17 protein-coding genes are annotated in these 23,389 nt (G+C 43.5%); 14 read left to right on the top strand and 3 right to left on the bottom strand.

Going from position 1 to position 23,389, the window contains the following annotated elements:
* The first annotated feature begins 8 nt into the window (after positions 1–8).
* The 4 genes from IGI71_RS13900 (at position 9) to IGI71_RS13885 (ending at position 6,211) form a co-directional block, all read left to right on the top strand.
* On the top strand, positions 9–1,436 hold the full coding sequence (locus IGI71_RS13900; RefSeq protein ID WP_333718699.1) for a 6-phospho-beta-glucosidase: 1,428 nt from the start codon (positions 9–11) through the stop codon (positions 1,434–1,436).
* A 144-nt stretch (positions 1,437–1,580) separates the two neighbouring features.
* Positions 1,581–2,480, top strand: coding sequence for an ROK family protein (locus IGI71_RS13895; RefSeq protein WP_333718698.1), 900 nt, complete (start codon positions 1,581–1,583; stop codon positions 2,478–2,480).
* Positions 2,477–4,747: an alpha-xylosidase gene (gene yicI / locus IGI71_RS13890; protein ID WP_430615817.1), complete on the top strand. Its 2,271-nt coding sequence runs from the start codon at positions 2,477–2,479 to the stop codon at positions 4,745–4,747. The genes IGI71_RS13895 and yicI overlap by 4 nt, the downstream gene beginning before the upstream one ends.
* The gene (locus IGI71_RS13885) at positions 4,748–6,211 is read left to right on the top strand and encodes a family 43 glycosylhydrolase (protein ID WP_430615815.1); all 1,464 of its coding nucleotides are present in this window, start codon (positions 4,748–4,750) and stop codon (positions 6,209–6,211) included.
* A 58-nt stretch (positions 6,212–6,269) separates the two neighbouring features.
* Here the strand turns inward: IGI71_RS13885 and IGI71_RS13880 are convergent, their stop codons facing one another.
* Entirely contained in the window at positions 6,270–8,066 is a 1,797-nt protein-coding gene (locus tag IGI71_RS13880; RefSeq protein WP_375818141.1) for a sensor histidine kinase, read from the bottom strand.
* Entirely contained in the window at positions 8,063–8,668 is a 606-nt protein-coding gene (locus IGI71_RS13875) for a YesL family protein (protein ID WP_333718693.1), read from the bottom strand. Before IGI71_RS13875 ends, IGI71_RS13880 begins: the two co-directional genes overlap by 4 nt.
* A 235-nt stretch (positions 8,669–8,903) precedes the next feature.
* Here IGI71_RS13875 and IGI71_RS13870 point away from each other — a divergent pair, with 235 nt between their 5' ends.
* From IGI71_RS13870 to IGI71_RS13845, 6 genes are all read left to right on the top strand, one after another.
* On the top strand, positions 8,904–9,845 hold the full coding sequence (locus IGI71_RS13870) for an ABC transporter permease (RefSeq protein WP_333718692.1): 942 nt from the start codon (positions 8,904–8,906) through the stop codon (positions 9,843–9,845).
* 15 nt (positions 9,846–9,860) lie between these two features.
* Positions 9,861–10,793: a carbohydrate ABC transporter permease gene (locus tag IGI71_RS13865; protein WP_005228460.1), complete on the top strand. Its 933-nt coding sequence runs from the start codon at positions 9,861–9,863 to the stop codon at positions 10,791–10,793.
* Positions 10,794–10,814: 21 nt separating this feature from the next.
* A complete protein-coding gene (locus IGI71_RS13860) occupies positions 10,815–12,563 on the top strand; it encodes an ABC transporter substrate-binding protein (protein WP_333718691.1) in 1,749 nt (582 codons plus the stop codon).
* A gap of 142 nt (positions 12,564–12,705) precedes the next feature.
* Positions 12,706–13,362, top strand: coding sequence for an SGNH/GDSL hydrolase family protein (locus IGI71_RS13855; protein ID WP_016608390.1), 657 nt, complete (start codon positions 12,706–12,708; stop codon positions 13,360–13,362).
* Positions 13,359–14,825 carry an alpha-L-fucosidase gene (locus IGI71_RS13850; protein WP_430615811.1) on the top strand — a complete coding sequence of 489 codons (1,467 nt, stop codon included), beginning with the start codon at positions 13,359–13,361 and terminating at the stop codon, positions 14,823–14,825. Before IGI71_RS13855 ends, IGI71_RS13850 begins: the two co-directional genes overlap by 4 nt.
* A gap of 10 nt (positions 14,826–14,835) precedes the next feature.
* Positions 14,836–15,645 carry an alpha/beta hydrolase gene (locus tag IGI71_RS13845; RefSeq protein WP_016608388.1) on the top strand — a complete coding sequence of 270 codons (810 nt, stop codon included), beginning with the start codon at positions 14,836–14,838 and terminating at the stop codon, positions 15,643–15,645.
* Positions 15,646–15,727: 82 nt separating this feature from the next.
* Here the strand turns inward: IGI71_RS13845 and IGI71_RS13840 are convergent, their stop codons facing one another.
* Entirely contained in the window at positions 15,728–16,945 is a 1,218-nt protein-coding gene (locus tag IGI71_RS13840; protein ID WP_430615809.1) for an amidohydrolase family protein, read from the bottom strand.
* A 175-nt stretch (positions 16,946–17,120) separates the two neighbouring features.
* Here IGI71_RS13840 and IGI71_RS13835 point away from each other — a divergent pair, with 175 nt between their 5' ends.
* From IGI71_RS13835 to IGI71_RS13820, 4 genes are all read left to right on the top strand, one after another.
* Positions 17,121–19,262 carry a glycoside hydrolase family 65 protein gene (locus IGI71_RS13835; RefSeq protein WP_311902593.1) on the top strand — a complete coding sequence of 714 codons (2,142 nt, stop codon included), beginning with the start codon at positions 17,121–17,123 and terminating at the stop codon, positions 19,260–19,262.
* A 172-nt stretch (positions 19,263–19,434) separates the two neighbouring features.
* The gene (locus IGI71_RS13830) at positions 19,435–21,315 is read left to right on the top strand and encodes a BglG family transcription antiterminator (protein WP_231434925.1); all 1,881 of its coding nucleotides are present in this window, start codon (positions 19,435–19,437) and stop codon (positions 21,313–21,315) included.
* A 3-nt stretch (positions 21,316–21,318) separates the two neighbouring features.
* Entirely contained in the window at positions 21,319–22,104 is a 786-nt protein-coding gene (locus IGI71_RS13825) for a tyrosine-protein phosphatase (protein WP_015510270.1), read from the top strand.
* A gap of 15 nt (positions 22,105–22,119) precedes the next feature.
* The gene (locus IGI71_RS13820; RefSeq protein ID WP_142968698.1) at positions 22,120–23,385 is read left to right on the top strand and encodes a PTS sugar transporter subunit IIC; all 1,266 of its coding nucleotides are present in this window, start codon (positions 22,120–22,122) and stop codon (positions 23,383–23,385) included.
* Positions 23,386–23,389 lie beyond the last annotated feature (4 nt).

Here is a 23,389-nt window from a genome sequence, read left to right as displayed (position 1 = left end):
GTTTGAAAATGAAAGAAAACTTTTTATGGGGCGGTGCGATCTCCGCTCATCAAGTGGAAGGTGCTTGGCAAGAAGGCGGGAAAGGGATCAGTATTGCCGATGTGATGACAGCAGGAACGAAAGACCGGCCTCGGAAAATTACCAACACAATCTTGCCTGAGGAATATTACCCGAATCATGAAGGCATTGATTTTTACCATCGTTACCCGGAAGATATCAAACTTTTTGCGGAAATGGGTTTCAAAGCTTTGCGAATCAGTATCGCATGGACACGAATTTTTCCTTTAGGAGATGAACAACTACCGAACGAAGAAGGGCTGTATTTTTACGATCAGGTCTTTGACGAGATGCAAAAATATGGAATAGAACCTGTTGTGACGTTGTCTCATTTCGAGATGCCCTATCATTTAGTTGAAACCTATGGGGCTTGGCGCAACAGAAAGATGATCGGATTTTTTGAACGTTTTGCGCAAACTGTAATGGAACGCTACAAAGAAAAAGTGCGGTATTGGCTAACATTTAACGAGATCAACAATCAGCGGATCATCGATAATCCAATTTACAGTTTTACCAATTCTGGTGTGATCTTTGACGAGGATGAGGAGAAACTAGCAGGCATGTACCAAGCCGCTCACTATCAGTTTGTTGCTTCAGCTCGGGTCGTCACAGCTGCGAAAAAAATCAATCCTGAGTTTCAAATTGGCTGCTGTTTAGCTGCCACACCTAATTACCCGCTGACTTCTGATCCTCGTGATCAATTGTTAGCACAACAAGAAGATAATAATCAACTCTATTTCACAGATGTACACGTTCGCGGACACTACCCAAAAAGAATTCTCAATGAATGGCAGAAAAAAGGGTACACGATCGATGTAACAGAAGCCGATCTTGATGATTTGGCAAAGGGCACCGTTGATTATATCGGGATTACTTATTATTTAAGCAATACAGTATCTACTCGCTCAGATGCAAACTATTTACATGATCCTCTGTTGGGCAGCAGTGTGCTGACAACGAATCCTTATGCAACGATGACGGAATGGGGCTGGACGATTGACCACATTGGTTTGCGCTATATGCTGAATCTCTTGCAGGATCGTTATGAACTGCCGATTTTCATTGTGGAAAATGGCTTTGGTTTTAATGACCAAATGACAGAAACCGGCATTCATGATCCCGAACGGATTGACTATCTAGCAGAACACATCAAACAAATGATGCTTGCCATCGAGGAAGACGGCATTGATGTGATTGGCTATACAGCATGGGGCTGTATTGATCTCATCTCATTTACTACAGGTGAAATGCGAAAAAGATATGGGTTCATCTATGTAGACCGTGACAATGAAGGGAATGGTTCGTTTGATCGAATCAAGAAAGATTCTTTTGATTGGTATAAGGAAGTCATTGCTTCAAATGGAGCAATGCTGAAATAAAAAAGAAGTATCCTATGGCCTATCGGAGGCAGAAAAAGCTAATTTTTATAGTAAGAAAGTCTATTCTGAGAAGTAGGCTTTCTTTTTTTTCTTTTATATAATTTAAATGAAAACTGTAAGCGCTTTTCGAACGGAGGAGGAGAAATGACAGATGTACGCCTGTGCTTTGATGTAGGGGGGACCTATATCAAATTCGGGTTTTTTACCGAGAAGAATCAATGGCTGGACCGAGGCAAAATCAAAACCCCGAGTAATACGCGGGATGAATTTTTTGCTACCTTAGCTGCCAAAATAAAAGAAGTCGAGCAAGTGCATGTCATCGAAGGGATCGGGCTGAGTTTTCCTGGTTTCATTGATTCAGTCAATGGCCGAGCGATCATGGCGGGGGCGTTGGCTCCTTTACACGGCTGTGCTGTTGTACAAGAGCTGCAGCAGCGTTTAAACAAGTCCTATGCGATCTGGATCGAAAATGATGCGAAATGTGCTGCTTTAGCAGAACTTTCTACCGGCAATGCTGCTGACGTACAAGATTTTGTCATGATCACATTAGGCACCGGTATTGGTGGCGCGCTCGTTCATCAGCGCCAGTTGATTCACGGACATGGGTTTCGGGCAGGAGAATTCGGAATGATGATCACTGATTTTCAAGCATCTTCTTTTGCGACCCTCCATGATCTAGCTTCAACGAGAGGACTGATTGCTGCCTATCGGCGGGCAAAAGCGATTCCTGAATCAGAGGAGATTTTAGGCGAAACCATCATGCAACAGCGGTCGAGTGATCCTGAAACGCAGGAGATCCTGAATCAGTGGGCACGTTATGTCGCACTTGCGATTTACAACCTAGCTGTCACGATGAATCCCGAAAAAATACTGATCGGCGGCGGCATCAGCCAACACCCTGATCTATTAGCTATAATCAAACAAGCAATCAATGAGAACCCCCATTGGCCAGATTTCCAAGTGCCGATCGAGACTTGTCGTTACTATAATGATTCTGGTCTGTTAGGGGCGTTGACATTGATCCAACAAGGAGGAAAAAAATGAAATTTTCAGATGGCGGTTGGTTATTTCGTGAAGGATTTGATGTGAAATTTGCGGTGCATGTCTACGATGCCCGTAAAGAAGAAAACAAATTGGTTTTATATCTGCCTTATAGCTATGTCGGACATAAAGGGGCAACGCTGGATGGCGGATTGTTAACGATGGAAGTCACTACCCCTAGAAGCAATATCATTGGGATCACCCTCTATAACTATAAAGGGGTCCAAGCCAAAGCCCCCGATTTTGAATTGATGACAGAAGCGATCACTCCTGATATTTCAGAAGACGAGCAATCCTATGTTTTTCGCTCGGGAGACTTGCAAGTCGTAATCACCAAAGAGGAAAATGTGACAGCTTCGTTTTATTACAAAGAACAGCTGATTACCCAAAGCAAGCCTCGCAGCAAAGCCTTAGTGATCGATCCGCAAGCAAATACCCATATCAGCGAGCAGTTGACTCTGGATGTGGGAGAAACGATCTATGGTTTAGGGGAACGCTTTACTAATTTCGTGAAGAATGGCCAAAGTGTTGATATTTGGAATGCCGATGGGGGGACTGGTACAGAGCAAGCTTATAAAAATATTCCTTTTTATGTAAGTAATAAAGGGTATGGCGTCTTTGTCAATTCACCAAATCGGGTGCAATTCGAAGTGGGGAGTGAAAAAGTTTCGCGTGTTCAATTCAGCAATCCAGGACAATCGCTACAATACTTTGTGATTGCTGGTGATGAGCTGAAACAAGTGATCCAGCGCTACACTGATTTGACGGGAAAACCGTCGCTGCCGCCTGCATGGTCCTTTGGGTTATGGCTAAGTACCTCGTTCTTGACGGATTATGATGAACAAACCGTGACGTCTTTTGTAGACGGTATGGCAGAACGTGATATCCCTCTTGAGGTCTTTCATTTTGACTGCTTATGGATGAAAGAATACGAGTGGTGCAACTTCACGTGGGATGAACGAACTTTCCCAGAACCTGAAAAAATGCTGCAGCGCTTGAAAGCCAAAGGATTGAAAATCTGTGTCTGGATCAATCCTTACATTGGGCAAAAATCACCCTTGTTTGATGAAGGAATGACGAATGGCTACTTTTTGAAACGTGCCAATGGAGATGTCTGGCAATGGGACAAATGGCAAGCAGGTTTGGCGATCGTCGACTTCACCAACCCTGAAGCGGTCGCTTGGTACAACAGCAAGCTGCGTACCTTATTAGACATGGGGGTGGATTGCTTCAAAACGGATTTTGGTGAACGGATTCCCACCGATGCGGTGTACTATGATGGCTCTGATCCAGAAAAAATGCACAATTATTACGCCTATCTATACAATAAGGTCGTCTTTGACTTGCTGAAAGAAGTCAAGGGAGCAGAAGAAGCCATCGTTTTTGCGCGGGCAGCTTCGGTTGGTTCGCAACGTTTGCCTGTACACTGGGGCGGCGACAGTACCTCGGATTATCCATCGATGGCAGAGTCGCTGCGAGCCGGTCTATCCTTTGGATTAGGCGGCTTTGGGTATTGGAGCCACGATATCTCAGGGTTTGAAGCTGGCTCAACTCCAGACCTCTACAAGCGCTGGACACAATTTGGTCTGCTGTCTTCCCATAGCCGTTACCATGGCAGCTGGGAATACAAAGTGCCATGGGTCTATGACGACGAAGCCGTGGCGGTAGCTAAAGCCTTTACCAAGTTAAAATTGTCCTTGATGCCTTACTTGCAAGCCCAATCGGTGCTAACCGCTCAAACGGGGATTCCGATGATGCGGGCAATGGTCTTAGAGTTTCCTGAAGACGAGATGACCCATCATTTGGATCGCCAATACATGCTGGGGGAACACCTTTTAGTGGCGCCCATTTTTAATGATCAAGGAACAGTCTCCTTTTACGTACCGAAAACGAAGGGGCATTGGATCGACTATTTATCTGGCAAAGCCTACGAGGGCGGACGCTGGTACCAAGAAACCTATGACTATTTCCACTTGCCACTGTTAGTCCGACCAAATCAAGTCATTATCGAAGGCCATGAACAAACCAAAGCAGTCTATGACTATGCCCAACATCCAACGATCCATCTTTTTGATCCGCAAGACAAGACCGCTGCCGCTATCTATGATCACCACGGTGAGTGGCTTGGCGAGGTGGCTGTCGAAAGAGTCGATCAAGAACTGATCGTCAAGCTGACTGGCATCCAGCAAGCATCCTTGCAGATACACACGACTGCTGGAAAAACGAGCCATGAGCTGACGGCTGACCAAACCACGATAAAGGAGTTCTAGATGCCCATGCGAACCATCACGAATCCAATTTTACCTGGATTTCATCCAGATCCCAGTATTTGCCGTGTCGGTGAAGACTTTTATCTGGTGACGAGTACCTTTGAATATTTTCCTGGATTACCAATCTATCACAGTAAAAACTTGGCAGACTGGCAGCTGATTGGCCATGGACTTTCGCGACCTGAGCAGTTGCAGCTATCGACGAAAAACCCCAATGCTTTTGGTCTGTATGCCCCAACCTTGCGTTTCATCAAGGACCGCTTTTACCTCGTTTGTACTAACGTTGGCGCAAACGAAGGAGGAGAAGGCAATTTTCTGATTTGGACGGATGACATCGCTGGTGAATGGTCTGACCCGATTTGGCTGGACACCCCTGGGATCGACCCGACGATTTTCGTAGATGACGATGGGCAGACCTATTACTTAGGCACCCATAAGGAGATCTATCTGCGGACGATCGATTTGGCTTCTGGAGAACTAGGCCCGCGGCAAAATATTTGGACGGGCAGCGGAGCGGCTGATCCAGAAGGCCCCCACTTGTATAAAAAAGACGGTTATTACTACCTGTTGATCTCCGAAGGCGGAACGTCCTATGGGCATATGCTGACCATGGCCCGCAGCCGTTCCTTGACGGGACCCTATGAAGCATGCCCCAACAATCCAGTGATGACCAATCGCAGTACGAATCTGCCACTGCAAGCCGCAGGGCATGCGGATCTCGTGCAAGATACTAAAGGCAACTGGTGGGCAGTCTGTCTAGCAGTACGCCCCATCAGCTATCCTTTGAGGCATTTGTTAGGGCGGGAAACATGCCTGCTGCCAGTGGACTGGTCAAACCCATGGCCGGTGTTTGGCGAGGAAGGTCATCTACCAGAAACCATTCAGGTAGACACAGCGGCGGCACCAAAGGAAACACAAAAGAAGAGCAGCAAGCCTGATTACGTGACTTTATTCGAATGGGACCCGACGTTGATTGAAGAAGAGCCGCATGGCTTCTTGCTGCATCCTAATCAGACGGGTCTGTCTGATCAAGGCAAACTTGCGGCTGTGTTCCAACGGCAAACCGCCTTTGATCAACAATTTCAAGCAACCTTTGATTGTCGGCAACTAACGGATGGACAAGCGGGATTGACGGTTTTCTTAAATGCCACCCATCACTATGAGGGCTACTTGGAAAAAACGGCGTCCAGTCAGCAGCTAGTTTTCCGCCGACAAATCGGTTCCCTATGGAAAGTGGAAAAGAAACTGCCTTATGCAGCAGATACAGTCACCTTGCAGCTGAGCGCCAATAAAGAAACTTATCGTTTTTCTGTTGTTGATGAGCAAGGACAAGCACAGCCTTTAGGTAGGGGAGAAACAAAATATCTGACTACTGAAGTTGGTGGTGTCTTTACTGGGATCATGGTAGGCTGCTATGCCAGCGCCTCTTCATCCCAACAAACCCTTCGTGTGCGGGATTTCTAATCAATCAAAAGCCCCCCTTCGATTTCTGAAACAGGAATCGAAGGGGGGCTTTGCTGTTTTAGTGAGGAGAAGATGAATCTTGGCTTAGATCGTGGATCCGCAAGGTGACTTGTGTGCCGCTGCCCAACACACTCTCGATCGTCAAGCCGTATTCAGGTCCATAAAACATTTTGACCCGATGATTGACGTTGGCTAGCCCAATGTTCTTTTTGGCATGGGTGGAGGGCGTCTTGATTTTTTGCTGCAAGTGTTCGAGTTTTTCTGGCGGTATCCCGCTGCCGTTGTCTTGTACCACGATCACCAGATCATGGCCGTCTTTGGTGATTGTCAAACGGACAAATCCTGGATAGGTGATGCCTTCCAAGCCATGGGAGATGGCGTTTTCCACCAATGGCTGAATCAGGAGGGGCAATATTTGGACTTCTTTTTGGTCGATCTCATTGGAGACTGAATAGGAAAAGTTGACTCGATCACCAAAACGCATCCGCTGGATCTTGACATATACGTGAACGGCATCTAAGGACTCTTCTAAACTCGTTCGCTTGGTTCCGTGGGCTTCTAGCGTATAGCGCATCGATTTTGCTAGTAATTTGATGGCATAAACGACGTCTGAATTGCCGGAAGTCAGCGCCATCATGCGAATCGTTTCTAACGTGTTGAACAAGAAGTGGGGGTTGATCTGCCCCGCTAAGATATTAAATTCCATTTGCTGCTGCTGAGTCAATAGCTCTTGCTGTGCCAGACGCGAACGGTAGATCTCTTCTTCTTTTTTCTTGATTCGTTGAATGATCTTATGGAAATCAAGAGAAATCTGTGAAATCTCGTCTTCGCCGCTAATATTTTGAAAGAAATCATAATCCTCGATCGAGGCAAAGTAGACCGCCTGCTGCAGTTGAGAAATTCGTTTGGTAAAGAATCGAGCAAAGAGAAAGACGATGATGAAAGTAGTGATCAAAATCACCAAAACGATCGTGCTCCAACGGATCAGATTGGCGCGTAGATTACGATAGGCATTTGTATCCGCACTATAAATCGTGATGATATCTTCTTTGTTACTCATGGGTAAGGTGCTTTTGGTGAGCATCACCTTGGTACCATCATTTTTTAAAAAGGCAGCACTCGTTTGCGGCTCAGAAAGAGCTGTCAGCTGTCCCGGTTCCCCAACTTGATTGATTTTGTCACTATAAAAGATGACATCATCATTTAACTGTAATTCCAATTCATAGGATGAATTACGAAGTCGGTTACTGAGATAATTGTAATCGACTTGGATCTCCAAAACGGCTGTTTCTTTTGATAAAGGCAAAGGCAACGTCTTATAAAGACTCAAACGATTTGCTTTGTAATCCTCTGGCATCGTCATCAAAAAAGCATCGGGTTGCTTGAGAGCTCGTTGGTACCAGGCGGTCGCTTGAATCGTGTCATCTGCCTGTTGAAAATATTTATAGTTCGGAATGGTTTGATTCGTCGTATAGATAGTTAATTTCGCAATCGAGGTTTGAAGATTTCTGATCTCATCTAGTTGATCATAGCTATTGATGTCCACAATCGCTTCTTGGTCGTCAAGGTAATTGGCAGTTAAAAGTTGACGTAGATGGGTATCGTTTGATAAGGAACTCGCCGTGTTTGTCAGCGTGTTTGTTGTATCAAAAAGAACAGATTTGACACGCTGAGCATTCAACTCTGCCAAGTGTTGGTAATTGCCTGTCAACTGTTTAGTTGAATCGTAGACCAATAAGAGACCTATAGTCACTGTGGATAAAAAAACAACAGGTAGATAAAGAATGAACAATTGTCGCCGAATGGAAAACTGACTCAGACGACGAAAAAGTGAGAGATGACTGATTCTTTTCATGCTTGTTGATTACGAAAGATAGAAAGCAACAGGAACGAACTACAATAAATAACAAAAGAAAAGCCAAAAATCAACAAGAGAAATTTAAACAACGGAAATAAAACAACAAAACAAAACGCAGCGATAGGAATAAGTGCGAGGGCTAACGAACGGATAGGGTCCGCGATCGGTAACAGAAACGCATTTTTTAGTGTTTGCCTAAAGCTGTTTTCATAACGTCCAATTAACGCAAGGCAATAGACTAACACAATAAACAGATAAATAGTTGTAACAATTAGAGCGAAAGCAAAAATACTGGCAAGAATGGTTTTTGAGGAAAACCAAAACAAGCTACTATACAGTAGTGCTACCATGGGGAGCCCAAGAAGGAGAAAACTACCGGTGGCTTTCATAAAGTTTGCTCGTAGCGCTCGCACATAGCCTACAATCAATTCACCACGCTCCTCATCCGCATAACGAATCGTCACTTCATAAAGGGCAGCTGTCGCAGCACCAATTGTAATAATTGGCAAACAGCTAATGATATATAGTAAATTTAACAATGTGAATTGTGAAAAAACGGTGCTTATTTTGTAAAGTTGACCATCAGGATTGTACTTCATTTTTATCCCTCCAAAATTGATATATTCCTATAGTACTCGCAAAAAACAAATTTTGAAAGCCTTACCATTTGAGCGATTTCTATCGATAACATTGATAGATCAACGTTCTTTATAAATAAAAGAAAAATGAAGTCTAAAATGTACGGATTGACCTCTATTTTTCACAGGTGGCAAATAAGCATTCAGGTGCTAGTATTAAAAATGTAAAAGCGGTTACAAAAAAAGGGGGAGGAAAATGGAAAGTAAACTAAGCAGTGTCCCAAGAAAAAATAAGCGGGTGACACGAGAAGGGAAGATTTTGTTTTTATGTATCGTTCCCTTTCTGATTCTCGTGTTTTTGTTCTCTTATTTTCCTTTGCACGGATGGATTTATTCACTTTATGATTACAAACCAGCATTAGGTTTAGCGCGCAGCGAGTTCGTAGGCTTCAAATGGTTTCGACTTCTTGTCTCTAGTCCAACACAAGTGGATCAGATCGTACAAGTAATGAAAAACACCTTTGCCATGAGTTTTTTAGGGATCGCCACTTCGATCCTACCAGTAGGCTTCGCCATTTTACTGAACGAAATCAAGTGCAAATGGTTTAAAAACTTGGTCCAAACGCTGACCACGCTGCCGAATTTTATCAGTTGGGTTTTGGTGTATACGATTGCCTTTAGCTTGTTTTCTTCAACAGGGCTGGTAAACACGTTGCTGCAAGAATGGGGCTTCGTTACCGATCCAATCAAATTTTTGGATAGCGGCAATCATACGTGGCTGATGATGTGTCTTTGGAATATTTGGAAAGGCTTGGGCTGGGGTGCCATCATGTATCTTGCAGGCATTTCAGGAATTGACCCCGAATTGTATGAATCGGCACGAATCGATGGGGCGAATCGTTTCCACCTGATGCGTCATATCACACTACCTGCCTTGATGCCGACGTTCCTTGTGATGTTGATGCTGTCTATCGCCAACTTGCTGAACAACGGAATGGATCAGTACTTTGTCTTCCAAAATGCATTCAATCGAAATACGATCCAAGTCCTTGATTTGTATGTCTACAATTTAGGGATGGGCGGAAATAGTCTGTCGCTAGCGACCGCGATCAGTATGCTAAAAAGTGTCATTTCTGTTGCCTTGTTAGCCATCGTCAATATTGCTTCGAAAAAAATTCGGGGGACATCCATTATTTAGAAGAGGAGGATATCAATGGAACTATCGATTAGTGAAAAGAAAAAGGCGAAAAAAGTACGCAAACGTGAAAACCTGACGTTTAGTATCCTCAATTATACCTTTTTCTTTTTGATTACGTTGATTTGCGCGTATCCCTTTTATTACTTGATCATTAATTCAATCAGTAATAATGAGTTGAGTGCGTTAGGCCAAATTCGCTTTTTTCCACAAGAGATCCATTTTGAAAACTATAGTCAAGTGTTACAGCTAAAAGGATTGCCTCTAGCCGCAACAGTTTCGGTGGCTAGAACGGTGATTGGTACCGCCGCGACTGTCTTAGCTTCAGCGTTTTTAGGCTTCATGTTTACCCAAGAAAAAATGTGGAAACGAAAATTTTGGTATCGCTTTGTCGTAATTACAATGTATTTCAATGCAGGGTTGATTCCATTATTCATCACCATGAAGACATTAGGTTTAACGAATAACTTTTGGGTCTATATTTTGCCGGCTGTCGTTCAGCCCTTTAATATCATCTTGGTGAAAACCTATATTGAGTCGATCCCCAAATCATTGCAAGAAGCAGCTGAAATGGATGGAGCTGGCATCATTCAAGTATTCTTTCGGGTAATTTTACCCAACTGTACCCCGATTTTAGCAACAGTAGCGATTTTCTCGGCAGTGGGTCAATGGAATTCCTTCCAGGATACACTGATTTACATTACGGATCAAAGTCTCTACTCCTTGCAATACCTTCTTTACACGTATATCAATCAAGCCAATTCGTTAGCACAAATGGTCAAAAATACATCGGGATCACTTTCTAGCATCGCTTCAGCAGCAACAACGCAGACGCCGACGTCGATCCGCATGACCGTTTCAGTCATTGTTGTTTTACCAATCATGTTCATTTATCCGCTATTCCAGAAGTATTTTGTTAAAGGAATTATGTTGGGTGCGGTGAAAGGCTAATAAAAAGAAAGAGGGAAGAAAATGAAAAAAATGTCCAAATATGTAACAACAGGTTTGTTAGGCATGACATTGCTAGGTAGTTTAGCCGGCTGTGGAGGAGCGGCTGAATCTGAGACAGATGCTGCTTCCAGTGAAAGTGGCTACGATGAAACGATCACGATCGATGTCTATAATGGGCTAGCCAACTATATGGGAATGCAAGAAGGTTGGTTTGCCAAAATCGTGCGGGATAAATTCAATATGGAATTGAACATCATCGCACCAAACGTTGCTGGAAACGGTGATACCCTTTATCAAACGAGAACGGCAGCAGGCGATTTGGGTGATTTGATCATTGTTGATAATGGCCAACAATACAACGAATTGGTTGAAGCAGGTTTGTTGACCGATGCGAGCGAGTATTATGAAACTATGGAAAACGTTCAGCGCTTCGATGCGGCTGTTCAAAATCTAAACAAAGATGCCGATGGGCTGTATGGCTTTCCAACTTCTGTTTCTACCTTAAAGGCCACCGATCCTTCAGAAGGATTAGATCCTACATTTGGTGCTTATGTGCGTTGGGATCTTTATGGGGAGCAAGGATACCCAGAAATCGGGACATTGGAAGACCTGCTTCCTGTGATTCAAAAAATGCAAGAAGACAATCCAACAACAGATTCTGGCAAAAAAGTGTATGGGTTTTCTCTATTCAGCGATTGGGACGGCAACATGATGAATGCAGGCAAACAGCTTGTCACCTACTATGGGTACGATGAATCAGGATTTGTCTTGGCAAAAGCCGATGGATCTGATTATCAAAGCATTCTCGATAGTGACTCTGAATATATTCGTGCACTTAAGTTTTACTTCGAAGCCAATCAAATGGGCTTAGTTGACCCAGAATCAACGACGCAAAATTACGATACACTTTTTGCAAAATTCCAAGAAGGACAAGTGTTATTCTCATGGTGGCCTTGGTTAGGTCAAGCGGCCTTTAATACGACCACGAACTTGACTGAAGGAAAAGGATTTATGTTGGCACCGATCCAAGATCAAAAAATCTTCTCTTATGGTGCGGAAGTATACGGTGGCAAACAATTTATCGGGATCGGTTCTAATGCCGAAGACCCAGAGCGAATCGCAGCCTTCATTGACTGGCTCTACTCTTCAGAAGGTGTGTTAGCAAATTCTTCTCAAACAAGCGGCAGTAGTGGTCCAGAAGGCTTGACTTGGGAAATGAAAGACGGCGAGCCTGTCTTAACTGAGTTCGGAAAACAAGCATTGCTAGATGGTGATGGGGATGTGCCAGAAGAATACGGTGGCGGAAGTTACAAAGATGGCGTATCTGCACTCAACGTCAATACGGTATTACCGATCGATATCAATCCTGATACCGGCTTCCCATATGCTTACACAATGTGGGAAAGCTATCAAAATGAAACAACCGATCCAGTAAAAGAAGATTGGTCAAAAAATATGGGTAGTGCAGAATCCACCATTGGCTATTTAGAGGAGAACGACCAATTGTTAGTTGCCCCTGGTGCCAGCTATGTAGCGCCAGAAGATAGTTCAGAGATCTCTACGTTGCGTAACCAAGCCAAAGCGACGATCATCGAGTACTCTTGGCGAATGGTTTTTGCCAAAGATGAAGCAGAATTTGATCAATTGCTAAAAGAAATGCAAGAAACAGCAGATGGTCTTGGCTATCAAACCGTTTTGGAATTTGACATGAACAATGCAAAAGATCAAAACGAAAAACGGATAGAAGTAGCGAAAGAATTTGGGGACTAATCAAAAACAAACAAAGAATCGCTCGAGTGATTTGCCAACGGTTCCTTGGCAAAAGTGAGTATACAGCCTTTGGATAAGCAATCACTTAAGAAGATTGATCCAGCACCAGCGGATCAGTCTTCTTTCTTTAAGGAGGAAAACAATGATAGTGGAAAAAAAAGATCGTTTGCTTTTTATGGGGGATTCGATCACAGATAGCAATCGAAATTATCAAGCGATACCCGCAGGTTGGTCTTCATGGGGGGACGGCTATGTTCATCTGATCAACGCCTATACCACAGCATTACTCCCGCAAATGGAATTAATGATCGTCAACCGGGGTGTCAGTGGGGATACGGTTGTCGATTTGAAGAAGCGCTGGAAGGATGATGTGTTGGCATTTCAACCAGATTGGGTAACGATCATGATCGGTGTGAATGATGTGTGGCGGCATTTTGATGGAACCTTTGCTCAAACGGAACTAGTGGGGATCGAGAGATTTGAATCAGAGCTGCGTGATTTGATCGAGCAGACCTTGCCAAATGTCAAAGGGATGATTCTTTTGAGCCCGTTTATGGTTGAAGCCAACAAAGAAGATCCATTAAGAAAAATGCTTGCCAATTACCAACAAGTGCTTGCCAAAGTAGCGCAAGAGTATGGTATCCTTTTAGGGGATACGCAGGAAAAGTTTGATGATTTTTTGCTTTATCAATCATCCTATGTCTTAAGCAGTGATCGCGTGCACCCCTCGACTGCAGGACATGTGTTGATTGCAAAAACATGGCTGGAAACAGTCGGTATTTTGGAGGAAAAACAATGATCACAGTAGAAACGATCCAGCAAGTCGCACATCAAGGCCCCTTTTTTCCAAATTGGCAGTCATTGGGCGCTTTTGTTCTACCGGAATGGTTCCGCAAAGCAAAATTGGGGGTCTTCATTCATTGGGGACTGTACAGTGTTCCAGCCTTTCACAATGAATGGTATTCAAGAAATATGTACATCAAAGGCCATCCAGAATATGATCACCATATTGAAACCTATGGTCCACAAAAAAACTTTGGCTACAAAGACTTTATTCCGATGTTTACCGCAGATAAATTTGATGCAAATGAATGGATTCGCTTGATCAAACAAGCCGGTGCCAATTATCTTTTTCCCGTTGCAGAACATCATGACGGGTTTCAGATGTATAAAAGCGAACTGTCTGAATGGAATGCGTCAGTTATGGGGCCGAAAAAAGATATTCTTGGGGAACTAAAAGAAGCCGCAGAGGAGCAAGGCCTGCATTTTTGTACCTCATCTCATCGTGCCGAACATTGGTTTTTTATGGGACACGGTAAGGATTTTGACAGTGATATCAAGGAGCCGTTGGCAAAAGGCGACTTTTACTGGCCAGCGATGCCAGAGCCAGACCATGAAAGTCTCTTTAGCGAGCCATACCCGTCAAAAGAATTTTTAGATGATTGGCTGCTTAGAACCTGTGAACTCGTCGACAACTATCAACCAGAGCTGCTGTATTTTGATTGGTGGATCCAACATGAAGCCTTCAAGGAGCATTTGCAACTTTTCGCTGCTTACTATTACAATCGTGGGGCTGAATGGGGCAAACAAGTTGGTATTTGCTACAAGCACGATGCCATGATGTTTGGTAGCGGTATCGTGGAGATTGAACGGGGGAAATTTGCCGAACCACAACCTTTTTACTGGCAAACAGACACAGCAATCGCTCGTAATTCATGGTGCTATACCACGACATTGGATTATAAAACAACACGTGAGATTTTACAGGATTTGATCGAAGTCGTCAGTAAAAACGGCAATCTCCTTTTGAATATCGGGCCGAAAGGGGATGGTTCGATCCCAGAAAAAGATCAAGCGATCTTAAAAGAAATCGGTGCGTGGCTGGATGTAAATGGTGAAGCCATTTATGAAGCGAAACCATGGCGCAAAGCAGGGGAAGGGCCCACGACCGTAGTTTCGGGCCAATTTCAAGAAGCACAGGCGACGACATACACGAGCCAGGATTTCCGCTTTACGGTTCAGGGGGATGCGTTGTATGCGATTGGCATGGCAAGTCCTGAGAATGGACACGCAAGGATCCAAGCACTGGCACAATCCAAAGACCAAAATTTGCCAGAATTTCACGGCATCATCAAAACCGTCACGATTCTAGGATACGAAGAACAGCCTGTTGATTGGCAAGTGACCGATGAAGGCTTGCAACTAACTTTTGAACCAATTGAAACCGACCAACCAATTGTCTATAAAATTACAATGAAATGAGGCGCAACCCGTGATACATGAAAAAAGATCTGCACTTTTACCAGAAAGCCAAGCAAGTTTAACTACCTATGTCATCGAAAATTCTCCTGAAATGGAACCAGATCGTGTCCGACCAGCTGTCATCATCTGTCCTGGCGGCGGCTATGAAATGTTGTCGGATCGAGAAGCGGAACCTATCGCCATCAAAATGATGAGCTTTGGTTTCCAAGCCTTTGTGTTGCATTATAGTATCAAACCGGCTGTCTATCCGTTAGCCTTAAAGGAATTGGCTGCTGCCGTTCGTCTTGTCCGCACCAATCATGACACCTGGCACGTCGATCCTGAAAAAATCATCGTTGCTGGTTTTTCAGCTGGTGGCCATTTAGCTGCTAACTTGGGTGTGTCTTGGCAGCAACCTTTTCTAGCAGAGGCTTTACAAGGAGCCAATGAAGAATGGCGGCCTAACGGGTTACTGTTGAGCTACCCAGTATTATCTAGTGGAGAACTTGGGCACCAAGATTCCTTCCGTTCATTATTAGCAGATCGTTACGAAACAGAAAAAGCCGTCTTGTCTTTAGAGACTTTAGTCAATGAACAGACACCACCAACGTTTCTTTGGCATACGTTAGAAGATGGATTAGTCTTGGCGGAAAACAGCCTCCTTTTTGCCGAACAGCTGCGCAAATTTAATATACCTTATGAGCTACACATTTTCCCTCGGGGCGGTCACGGGTTAAGTTTAGGAACGCCAGAAACCGCCAACAGCGATCAACACGGGATCGAAGCGTCGGTTGTCCGTTGGCCAGAATTATTTGCTGATTGGGTAAAATGGAATTTTTGAGAAACGTTTAATGATCGAAAGAAATAAGCCATTGTCTGCTGAGTTCAGACAATGGCTTTTCTTTTCGTTGTTATCAGATAGTTTATTCAGCTGAAAAGACAACCGCTCCTTGATAAAAACTTTTGCTGACGAAGCCTTTGCGGGCGACAAATTCTGCCGTACAAGCAGCTGGTGTCAGCAAGAAATCAGCCGAATCACCAACCTTAGGCCATTGCTGCGTACCGTTTTTATCTAATGGCACTTTGCCATCAGTAACCAGACCTAGGGCTTGCGTCAAGTCTTCCTGACTTTTGACGGCAAACATCTCTAAATAGCGCGCCAGTTTTTCTTGTAAAGAACCGTCGCCAAGAGAAGACCAAGAATCATAGACATTGTCGCAACCGATATGAACAGCCACGCCATAGCTTTGCAATTCCTTCAGTGGCGGGATCGTTCCTGGGCTGATGGGAATACTTGAAATGATATGGATCTCTAAGTCTGCTAAGGCTTGAAAGACTTCTTTGCGTTCTTCTCCCTCAAAGTCATTTAGACCAAAGGCGTGACTGATCGCCACTTTTCCTTGCATATTGAATTCCTTCGTCAAACGAATTATTTCTTTAACGGTCGCTCTGCCAGCTTCTTGCCGATCATGAAGATGGAGGTCAATACCGACATGCCCTTTTTGAGCAAGTTCAAAAGTTGTTCGTAAGGAAGTTTTATAATCTTGATCGAGTGTATAAGGATCAACACCGCCAATATAAGAAGCTTTGCCCGTTGCTAAGGCTTCTTCAATCAAAGAAGCTGCATTTGAGCGCAATAAGCCATGTTGTGGGAATAAGACCAACTCCGAGCCAAAAGGTTGTTCGGCGACTAATTCGGTAATCGCATCAAAATAGCGCAGCTGAGTCATTGGTTCAATATCGATATGTGAGCGGAACATCACCGCACCGTGAGGTAGTTCTAAATCAATCAGCGCTTGTCCGCGTTCTTTGATCGATAACGGTAAGGCATCTAATTGGGGAATCTCAGTTTCAAATCGTTCCACCAAGCTAGCTGCTGGCGTTACTGGACGCCAAGGAGTACCTAATTTACTTTTGTCCAAATGACAATGTTTTTCGATCAATCCTGGCAACAATAACTGATTTTCCCCATCAATGATCGTCGCCTCACTTGATGCCTGCCATTCAGTCATCGGCACGATCTCCGCTATTTTTCCATCATTGATCCCGATTGCTGTATTTTCTGTTTTGGTTCCATAAGACCAGTCGCCTTCTTTTAAATAACTCGTCTCAAGTTGAACATTTGTAAGCCATAAATCCAAGAAATCGCCTTCTTTCGTGTTTGCTTCATGGTATCATACATTCGCTGCTCGGCTCTAAAGAGATGCTTGTGGCAAAAGGACTAAGAGCTGAGCCTTGCAATCATTGGCTAGAAGTGTAGGATAGAAACTAAGTGAAGATAACGAGGAATAAACCAAAAGACTTGGAGGATAAAGGATGAAGAAAAACGACTTTCTATTGACAGCTGATGAGCTGTCCCATCAGAAAATGGAGTATCTAGAAACATTGTTCGCTTTAGGAAATGGGCAAATCGGCGTCCGTGCAGGGCATCCTTTGAAGGTCAATCAACTGTATCCAGGAAATCCTGGGGCGTTTGTCAACGGCTTTTTTGACAGCGAGCCGATTCAGTATGGCGAATGGGCTTATGGGTATGCAAAAGAACATCAAACGATTTGCAAATTGCCAAACTTGCGTGGAGTTATTTTGAAAATCGGCGAGGAGGATTCTTCGGTTGAGGAATGGCAAGTCGAACGAACGCAAATGAGTCTTGCATTAGCTGACGGGATTCTGACGGAAAGTTATCGGATCAATACTCCGACCGGAAAGTCTTTTGAGTTGGGGTTAACTTCGTTTGCGTCAATGACGCGTAGTGAACTCTATGTTTGCCGCTATGAAGTGATAACAGCCGATTTTTCAGAACCGATCGAACTATCCCACAAATTAAATCAGCAATTCTCTGTCAATAAAACAGATGATCCTCGAGTTGCCAGTAAGAATCATCAATTGGAAAAAGAACAAATGGGCGCATACCAAGTATGGACAGCACCAAATAGTCAAAAGCAAATCGCTATTCGGCTGCATCAAGAAAAGCAGTATTTGACAGTTGGAGAACCGTCAACTTCGATTTTTCAGGTCAAATTGCTGCAAAGGTTTGGTGAGACACCATTTGAGCAGAAAGTCGACGAGTTTTCTGTCTTATTAAAAGAACAAGCGGATTACTATCGATCTTTCTGGCAAGCCAGCGATATTCAAATCGTGGGGGATGACTATTTGCAAAAAGGGATCCGTTTCAATTTGTTTCATTTGAACCAAGGTGCAGGGCGTGATGGGAAAACGAATTTCGCCGCAAAAGGGCTGACGGGTGAAGGATATGAAGGACATTATTTTTGGGATACAGAAATGTATCTACTGCCTTTCTTCGTTTATACGAACCCCGAGATAGCCAAAAGCTTGCTTTCCTATCGTGCAAGTATTTTGCCGCAAGCCAAAAAACGAGCAAAAGAATTGAATCAAGCTGGGGCATTGTTTGCTTGGCGTACGATTGACGGTAATGAAACGAGTGCCTATTATCCAGCAGGTACAGCACAACTGCATATCAATGCCGATATCGTTTATGGTTTTCAATTATATGAACGTATCACGGGTGATCAACCCTTTATTGAAGAAATTGGTAAAGAAGTCGTTTTTGAAACAGCGAAATTCTGGTTTCATTATGGCACGTTTGTTGTAAAAGAAGGACAAGAGCGGTTTTGTATTCATGGAGTGACAGGACCAGACGAATACAGCGCTTTGGTAAACAACAATTTTTATACAAACAAAATGGTACAAAATAACTTACGCTATGCGGTCGAATTGGCCAACCGATACCATGTCTATCAAGAATTGATTGCCGATTGGGAAAAAGCAGCTGACTTGATGTACTTCGGTTACGATGAAGAGCGGCAGCTAACGAAACAAGATGATTCCTTCTTAGATCAAGCGCTGTGGCCATTTGAGGAAACACCTGCTGAGAATTATCCGCTTCTGCTTCACTATCATCCAATGATCATTTATAAGTATCAAGTATGCAAGCAAGCAGATACTGTTTTAGCAGAGATGCTGTTTACCCATGAATTTTCAGCAGATCAATTAACAAGAGACTATGACTATTACGAGCAGGTGACGACCCATGACTCCTCGTTGTCTCGTTCCATCTTTAGTGTGATGGCTAGCCGAATCGGCGACACTGAAAAAGCGTATCGCTACTTCATGGATACCGCACTGATGGATCTCAATGATTTGCAAAAGAATGTTGTAGACGGTGTTCATGCTGCCAATATGGGCGGCAGCTGGTTGAGTTTGATTTATGGTTTTGCTGGTCTGACCTATGATCGCGGACTTCACTTGGCGAATCATTTGCCACAGAAAATCGAATCACTGACCTTTACGATCACTTATCAGCAAGAAGCAATCAGAGTGAAGCTTCAAGGGGGAGAAATCGAATGCCGGTTGCTGCCTGACAGCAAGTTGCGTATTGTCAAAGAGGGGCATGGACTTTGGATTCAGCAACACACCACGACTATCGATGCCTATCCGTAAGAAGACTGATCAATCGGATAGAACCAGAACCGCCGCAAGGATTTTCGCCTGCGGCGGTTTTTTTGACTCGTTCCATAAATCTTCTTGTAGAAATTTCCCTTAATGAAAGGGAAGATATACCTATGGAGGTTGCTTGAGTTTGACTCTAAACTAGTAAGCGAGGGAGAGAGAGATGGAAAAATTAAGCCTATTGTTGTTAAGAACACTTTCGAAGCATGACGGTTTTATGACGAGTAAAGCGGCTGCTGCCGAGTTGGGTGTTAGCAGGAAAACCGTTCGCCGTTATGCAGAAGAAATCAACCAGCATCAAGAACGATACGGTTGTATGATCCAAGCGAAAAAAGGGAGTGGGTTGTATTTACAAATAACGAACGAAGAAGCTTTTCAGCGAAGTAAAGAACAAGCGTCACACAATGACGACTTTGTTTCTAGAATTATTGAATTCTTTATTCAAGAAGAAACGTATATTAAGTCCGAAATGCTTTGCGAACGCTTATTCATTTCTCAGAGTAAGCTATCTCAAGAATTGAAAAAGCTGCGACGTATACTAAGCCATTACCAGCTCTCCATTCAAACGAAGCCGTATTACGGAATGAAACTTAGCGGCAGCGAATTTGACTTGAGACGGTTTATGGCTAGTAATTATTTGCAAAGAACCCATATCAAGCAGTTAGAAGAGGGCACAATCAGCGAAGATACACCGTCGCTTCTTCATCAGCAGATAAAAGCGATCGTTTCGTCGGAGTTTTCGCAAAAAGCCTACCCCATGTCGGAGGCTATTTTGAACAATCTGGTGAATCATTTAGCGATCGCTGTCTTACGCATGCAAAGCGGCCGCTACTTGGATCGAAATCTGCCAATCAGCGGCAGGACCAATGATGAACAGACGTTACTAGGAGAGCGAATCATAGCCAGAATTGAAAAAGAATGTGCTGTACACTTTACCGAATACGAGCGAAATTATGTTTTAGGGCAAATCGTTGGCAAACGAGTAGTCCCTAGAAATGAAAAGATGACTGTTTCAGATGAAGCAGCAGAATTGGTCAGCAAAATTTTAAAAGCGATCAAGGAAAGCCGCCAAATCGATTTCAGCAAAGACTTGGATCTGCAAACGATGTTGATGTTGCACTTTGCTCCGCTGATCGATCGGATCGAATTGGGGATCGAGCTGAAAAATCCTTTGTTGAATGAGGTGAAGGTACACTGTAATGTCGCTTATGATTTAGCCATCATTGCCGGTCAAGTCATTGCAAAGCAATTTGAAAAGACCATCAGTGATCATGAACTCAGCTATTTGGCGATGCACTTTGATGTGGCTTTAAATAAGAAAAATTCGCAAACACAGCGCAAGTATATTTTAGTGGTCAATGACCTAGGCCGAGCGGCCAATACCTTCCTTAAAGAGAAATTTGAGTTTTATTTTCGCAATTATATCAAGAAAGTCACGGTATGCAATCAATATGAATTTTTGCAAATGATCGAAGAGCAGGAGTTCGATTTCATCTTTTCTTCGATTCCCCTTCCTTACGAAGGAACGATTCCTGTTATGAATGTTGATTATTTTATGCAACCGGATATGATCAAAAAGATCGAAGCCGCATTGGCCGCTGTCTTCACAGAAGAAGTGCTTTTGAACTACTTTAAGGAATCATTATTCATCTGTGAACAAGAATTTGAAACAAAAGAAGCGGTATTGCATTTTTTATGCCAACAAATCAAAGAACAGTATTCAATGCCTGAGAATTTTGAAACATTAGTTTTTGAACGAGAAGCCTTTTTTGGAACCGATTTCTTACCGTCGGTCGCTTTCCCTCATCCCAATGCACTGATTGGTTCAGAAACGGTGATTGCTGTTGCAAACTTGAAAAAGCCAGTGTTCTGGTACAAACAGTCGGTTCGTCTCGTTTTCTTATTAGTGATTGCTGAACAAGATCACTTAAAAGTGAAACCGCTGAATGATCATTTGATCAAACAATGTTCTTCGTTGGATAAAGTTAACAAACTAGCTGCAACAACGGACTTTATGTCGTTCATTAATTATTTAAAGGAGTAGTATATGACAAATGAAAAAGTAACCTTAGAAGGTGCATATAATTTTCGCGATTTTGGCGGCTATCGGACCAAAGAGGGAAAATATGTGGTGACTGGAAAACTATACCGCTCAGACGAATTGAGCAAATTGACAGAAGCCGATCAGAAAAAATTAGCAGCTCTGGGAATCGAGAAAATTATTGACTACCGTAATGCCCAAGAAAGAGTAGACAATGAAGACAAACCCATTGGGAATGCTCAGGTGCTTTATTTGACACCGATTGCTGATATTGCTGCTTTAGCTTCTTCAGAAGAAGGGGAGCCAATGGCGCTTTCTGCAGAAGAAATCACCGCCGAAGTTGCAAAAGAATTGATGATTCGGCAAAATCATGAATTTGTTGAAAACAGTCAATGCAAGACCGTTTTTAAAGAAGTATTGGACATTCATTTGGAAGCTGAAGGTGCAGTGGTTCAGCACTGCCGTGGTGGCAAAGACCGCACCGGTTATGGGGTTGCCCTGATTCAGTTACTGTTGGGTGTCAGTTATGAAGAGGTCATGGAAGATTATCTGCTGACCAACGAGTACAAAAGAGAGAAAAATACCAAGAGTCTCAAGCAGATACAAGAAGAAACGAACAACCCCGATTTTGTGGCAGCAATGCGATACTTCAAAGAAGCTGATCGGTGCTTTTTACAAACCGCTTTGGATTTGATTGAGGCTCATGGGGGGATTGAAACGTATGTAAAAGAAGAACTGGGTTTTTCACAGCAGAAAATCCAGCTGCTTAAAGATAAATACTTGCGGGATTAAGTGAAGGAGGACCTTATGAATACACTGAAAGATAAAATACTAGCTGCAGCCATTCAAGTACAAAACAATATTTATATGAAAGCCATTGCCAATGCAATGATGGGCTTAATGCCCGTCATGATGATCAGTTCCATTGCTTCCTTGATCAATGCGATCGATATTGGGGCAACGCAACAGATAATGGAACAAATTGGTTTGAAAGCACTATTAACCCAAGTCAACGCGATGACGATCGATGTCGTTTCCGTTTATGTCGCCTTTCTAGTTGGATATAAATTAGCCGAACATTTAAATGCGGATCAACTAAATGCCGGTATCATGAGTTTGGTCTCATTTTTGATCTTGAGTCCGATTTCGACTTTAGAAGAAACTCGTACGATGGAGTTGTCGACCCTTGGCTCCGGTGGGATGTTTGTCGCCATGTTTGGTGGATTGTTGGGTGCCAGAATTTACATTTTATGTGTACAGAAGAATTTGATGATCAAAATGCCGGATTCGGTACCGCCGATCGTCAACAAATCCTTTGCAGCGATCGTGCCAGCAATTATTGTTTCAGCCATTATGGGCATCATCTACGTGGGCATGGCGGCAACCCCTTATGGCACGCTGACAGATATGATCTATACTTGGGTACAAGCTCCACTGACCTTGCTAGGAGCGAATATTCTTGCCTGCATGATCATTGTGGCTTTTATCGAATTTCTTTGGTTCTTTGGCATTCACGGAGTGTTGGCTGTTTATCCGATCTTGATGCTGGTCTTTTACCAACCAGGACTTGATAATCTGGCGGCGTACAGTGCCGGTCAAGCATTACCACATTTGTTTACGATTGGGTTTATTTTGAACAATCGCGGGGCTCGCTCATTTGCAGTCGCTTTACTGGCTATTTTTGGCTGCAAATCAGAGCAACTAAAAGCTGTTGGTAAAATTGGTTTGATCCCTTCCATGTTTGGTATTTCTGAGCCAATCAAATTTGGGATTCCTCAGGTGATGAATATCAGAATGCTGCTTCCCTTGATGTTAACACCGGCTGTTTCCGTGTTGTCAGCATATCTCTTAACAATTGTGGGCTTTTTGCCTTATCACAATGGAGTCAATATCCCAACTGGATTTCCGATTATTTTCGGTGGCTTCTTAGTGAATGGCTGGCAAGGAATCATTGCACAATTGATTCAATTTGTCTTATGTGTCCTCATCTATATCCCTTTTATGCGTCTGCAAGACAAAGCAGCACTAGCTGAAGAAAAGAATCTGCAAACCCAAGCGACAGTCGTTGAGTAACAAA

The organism is Enterococcus sp. DIV1279b (genome assembly GCF_050531515.1).
Taxonomy (GTDB): domain Bacteria; phylum Bacillota; class Bacilli; order Lactobacillales; family Enterococcaceae; genus Enterococcus_D; species Enterococcus_D casseliflavus.
Note: the sequence above shows the minus strand (reverse complement) of the source record. Positions and strands in the feature narration are given on the sequence as shown.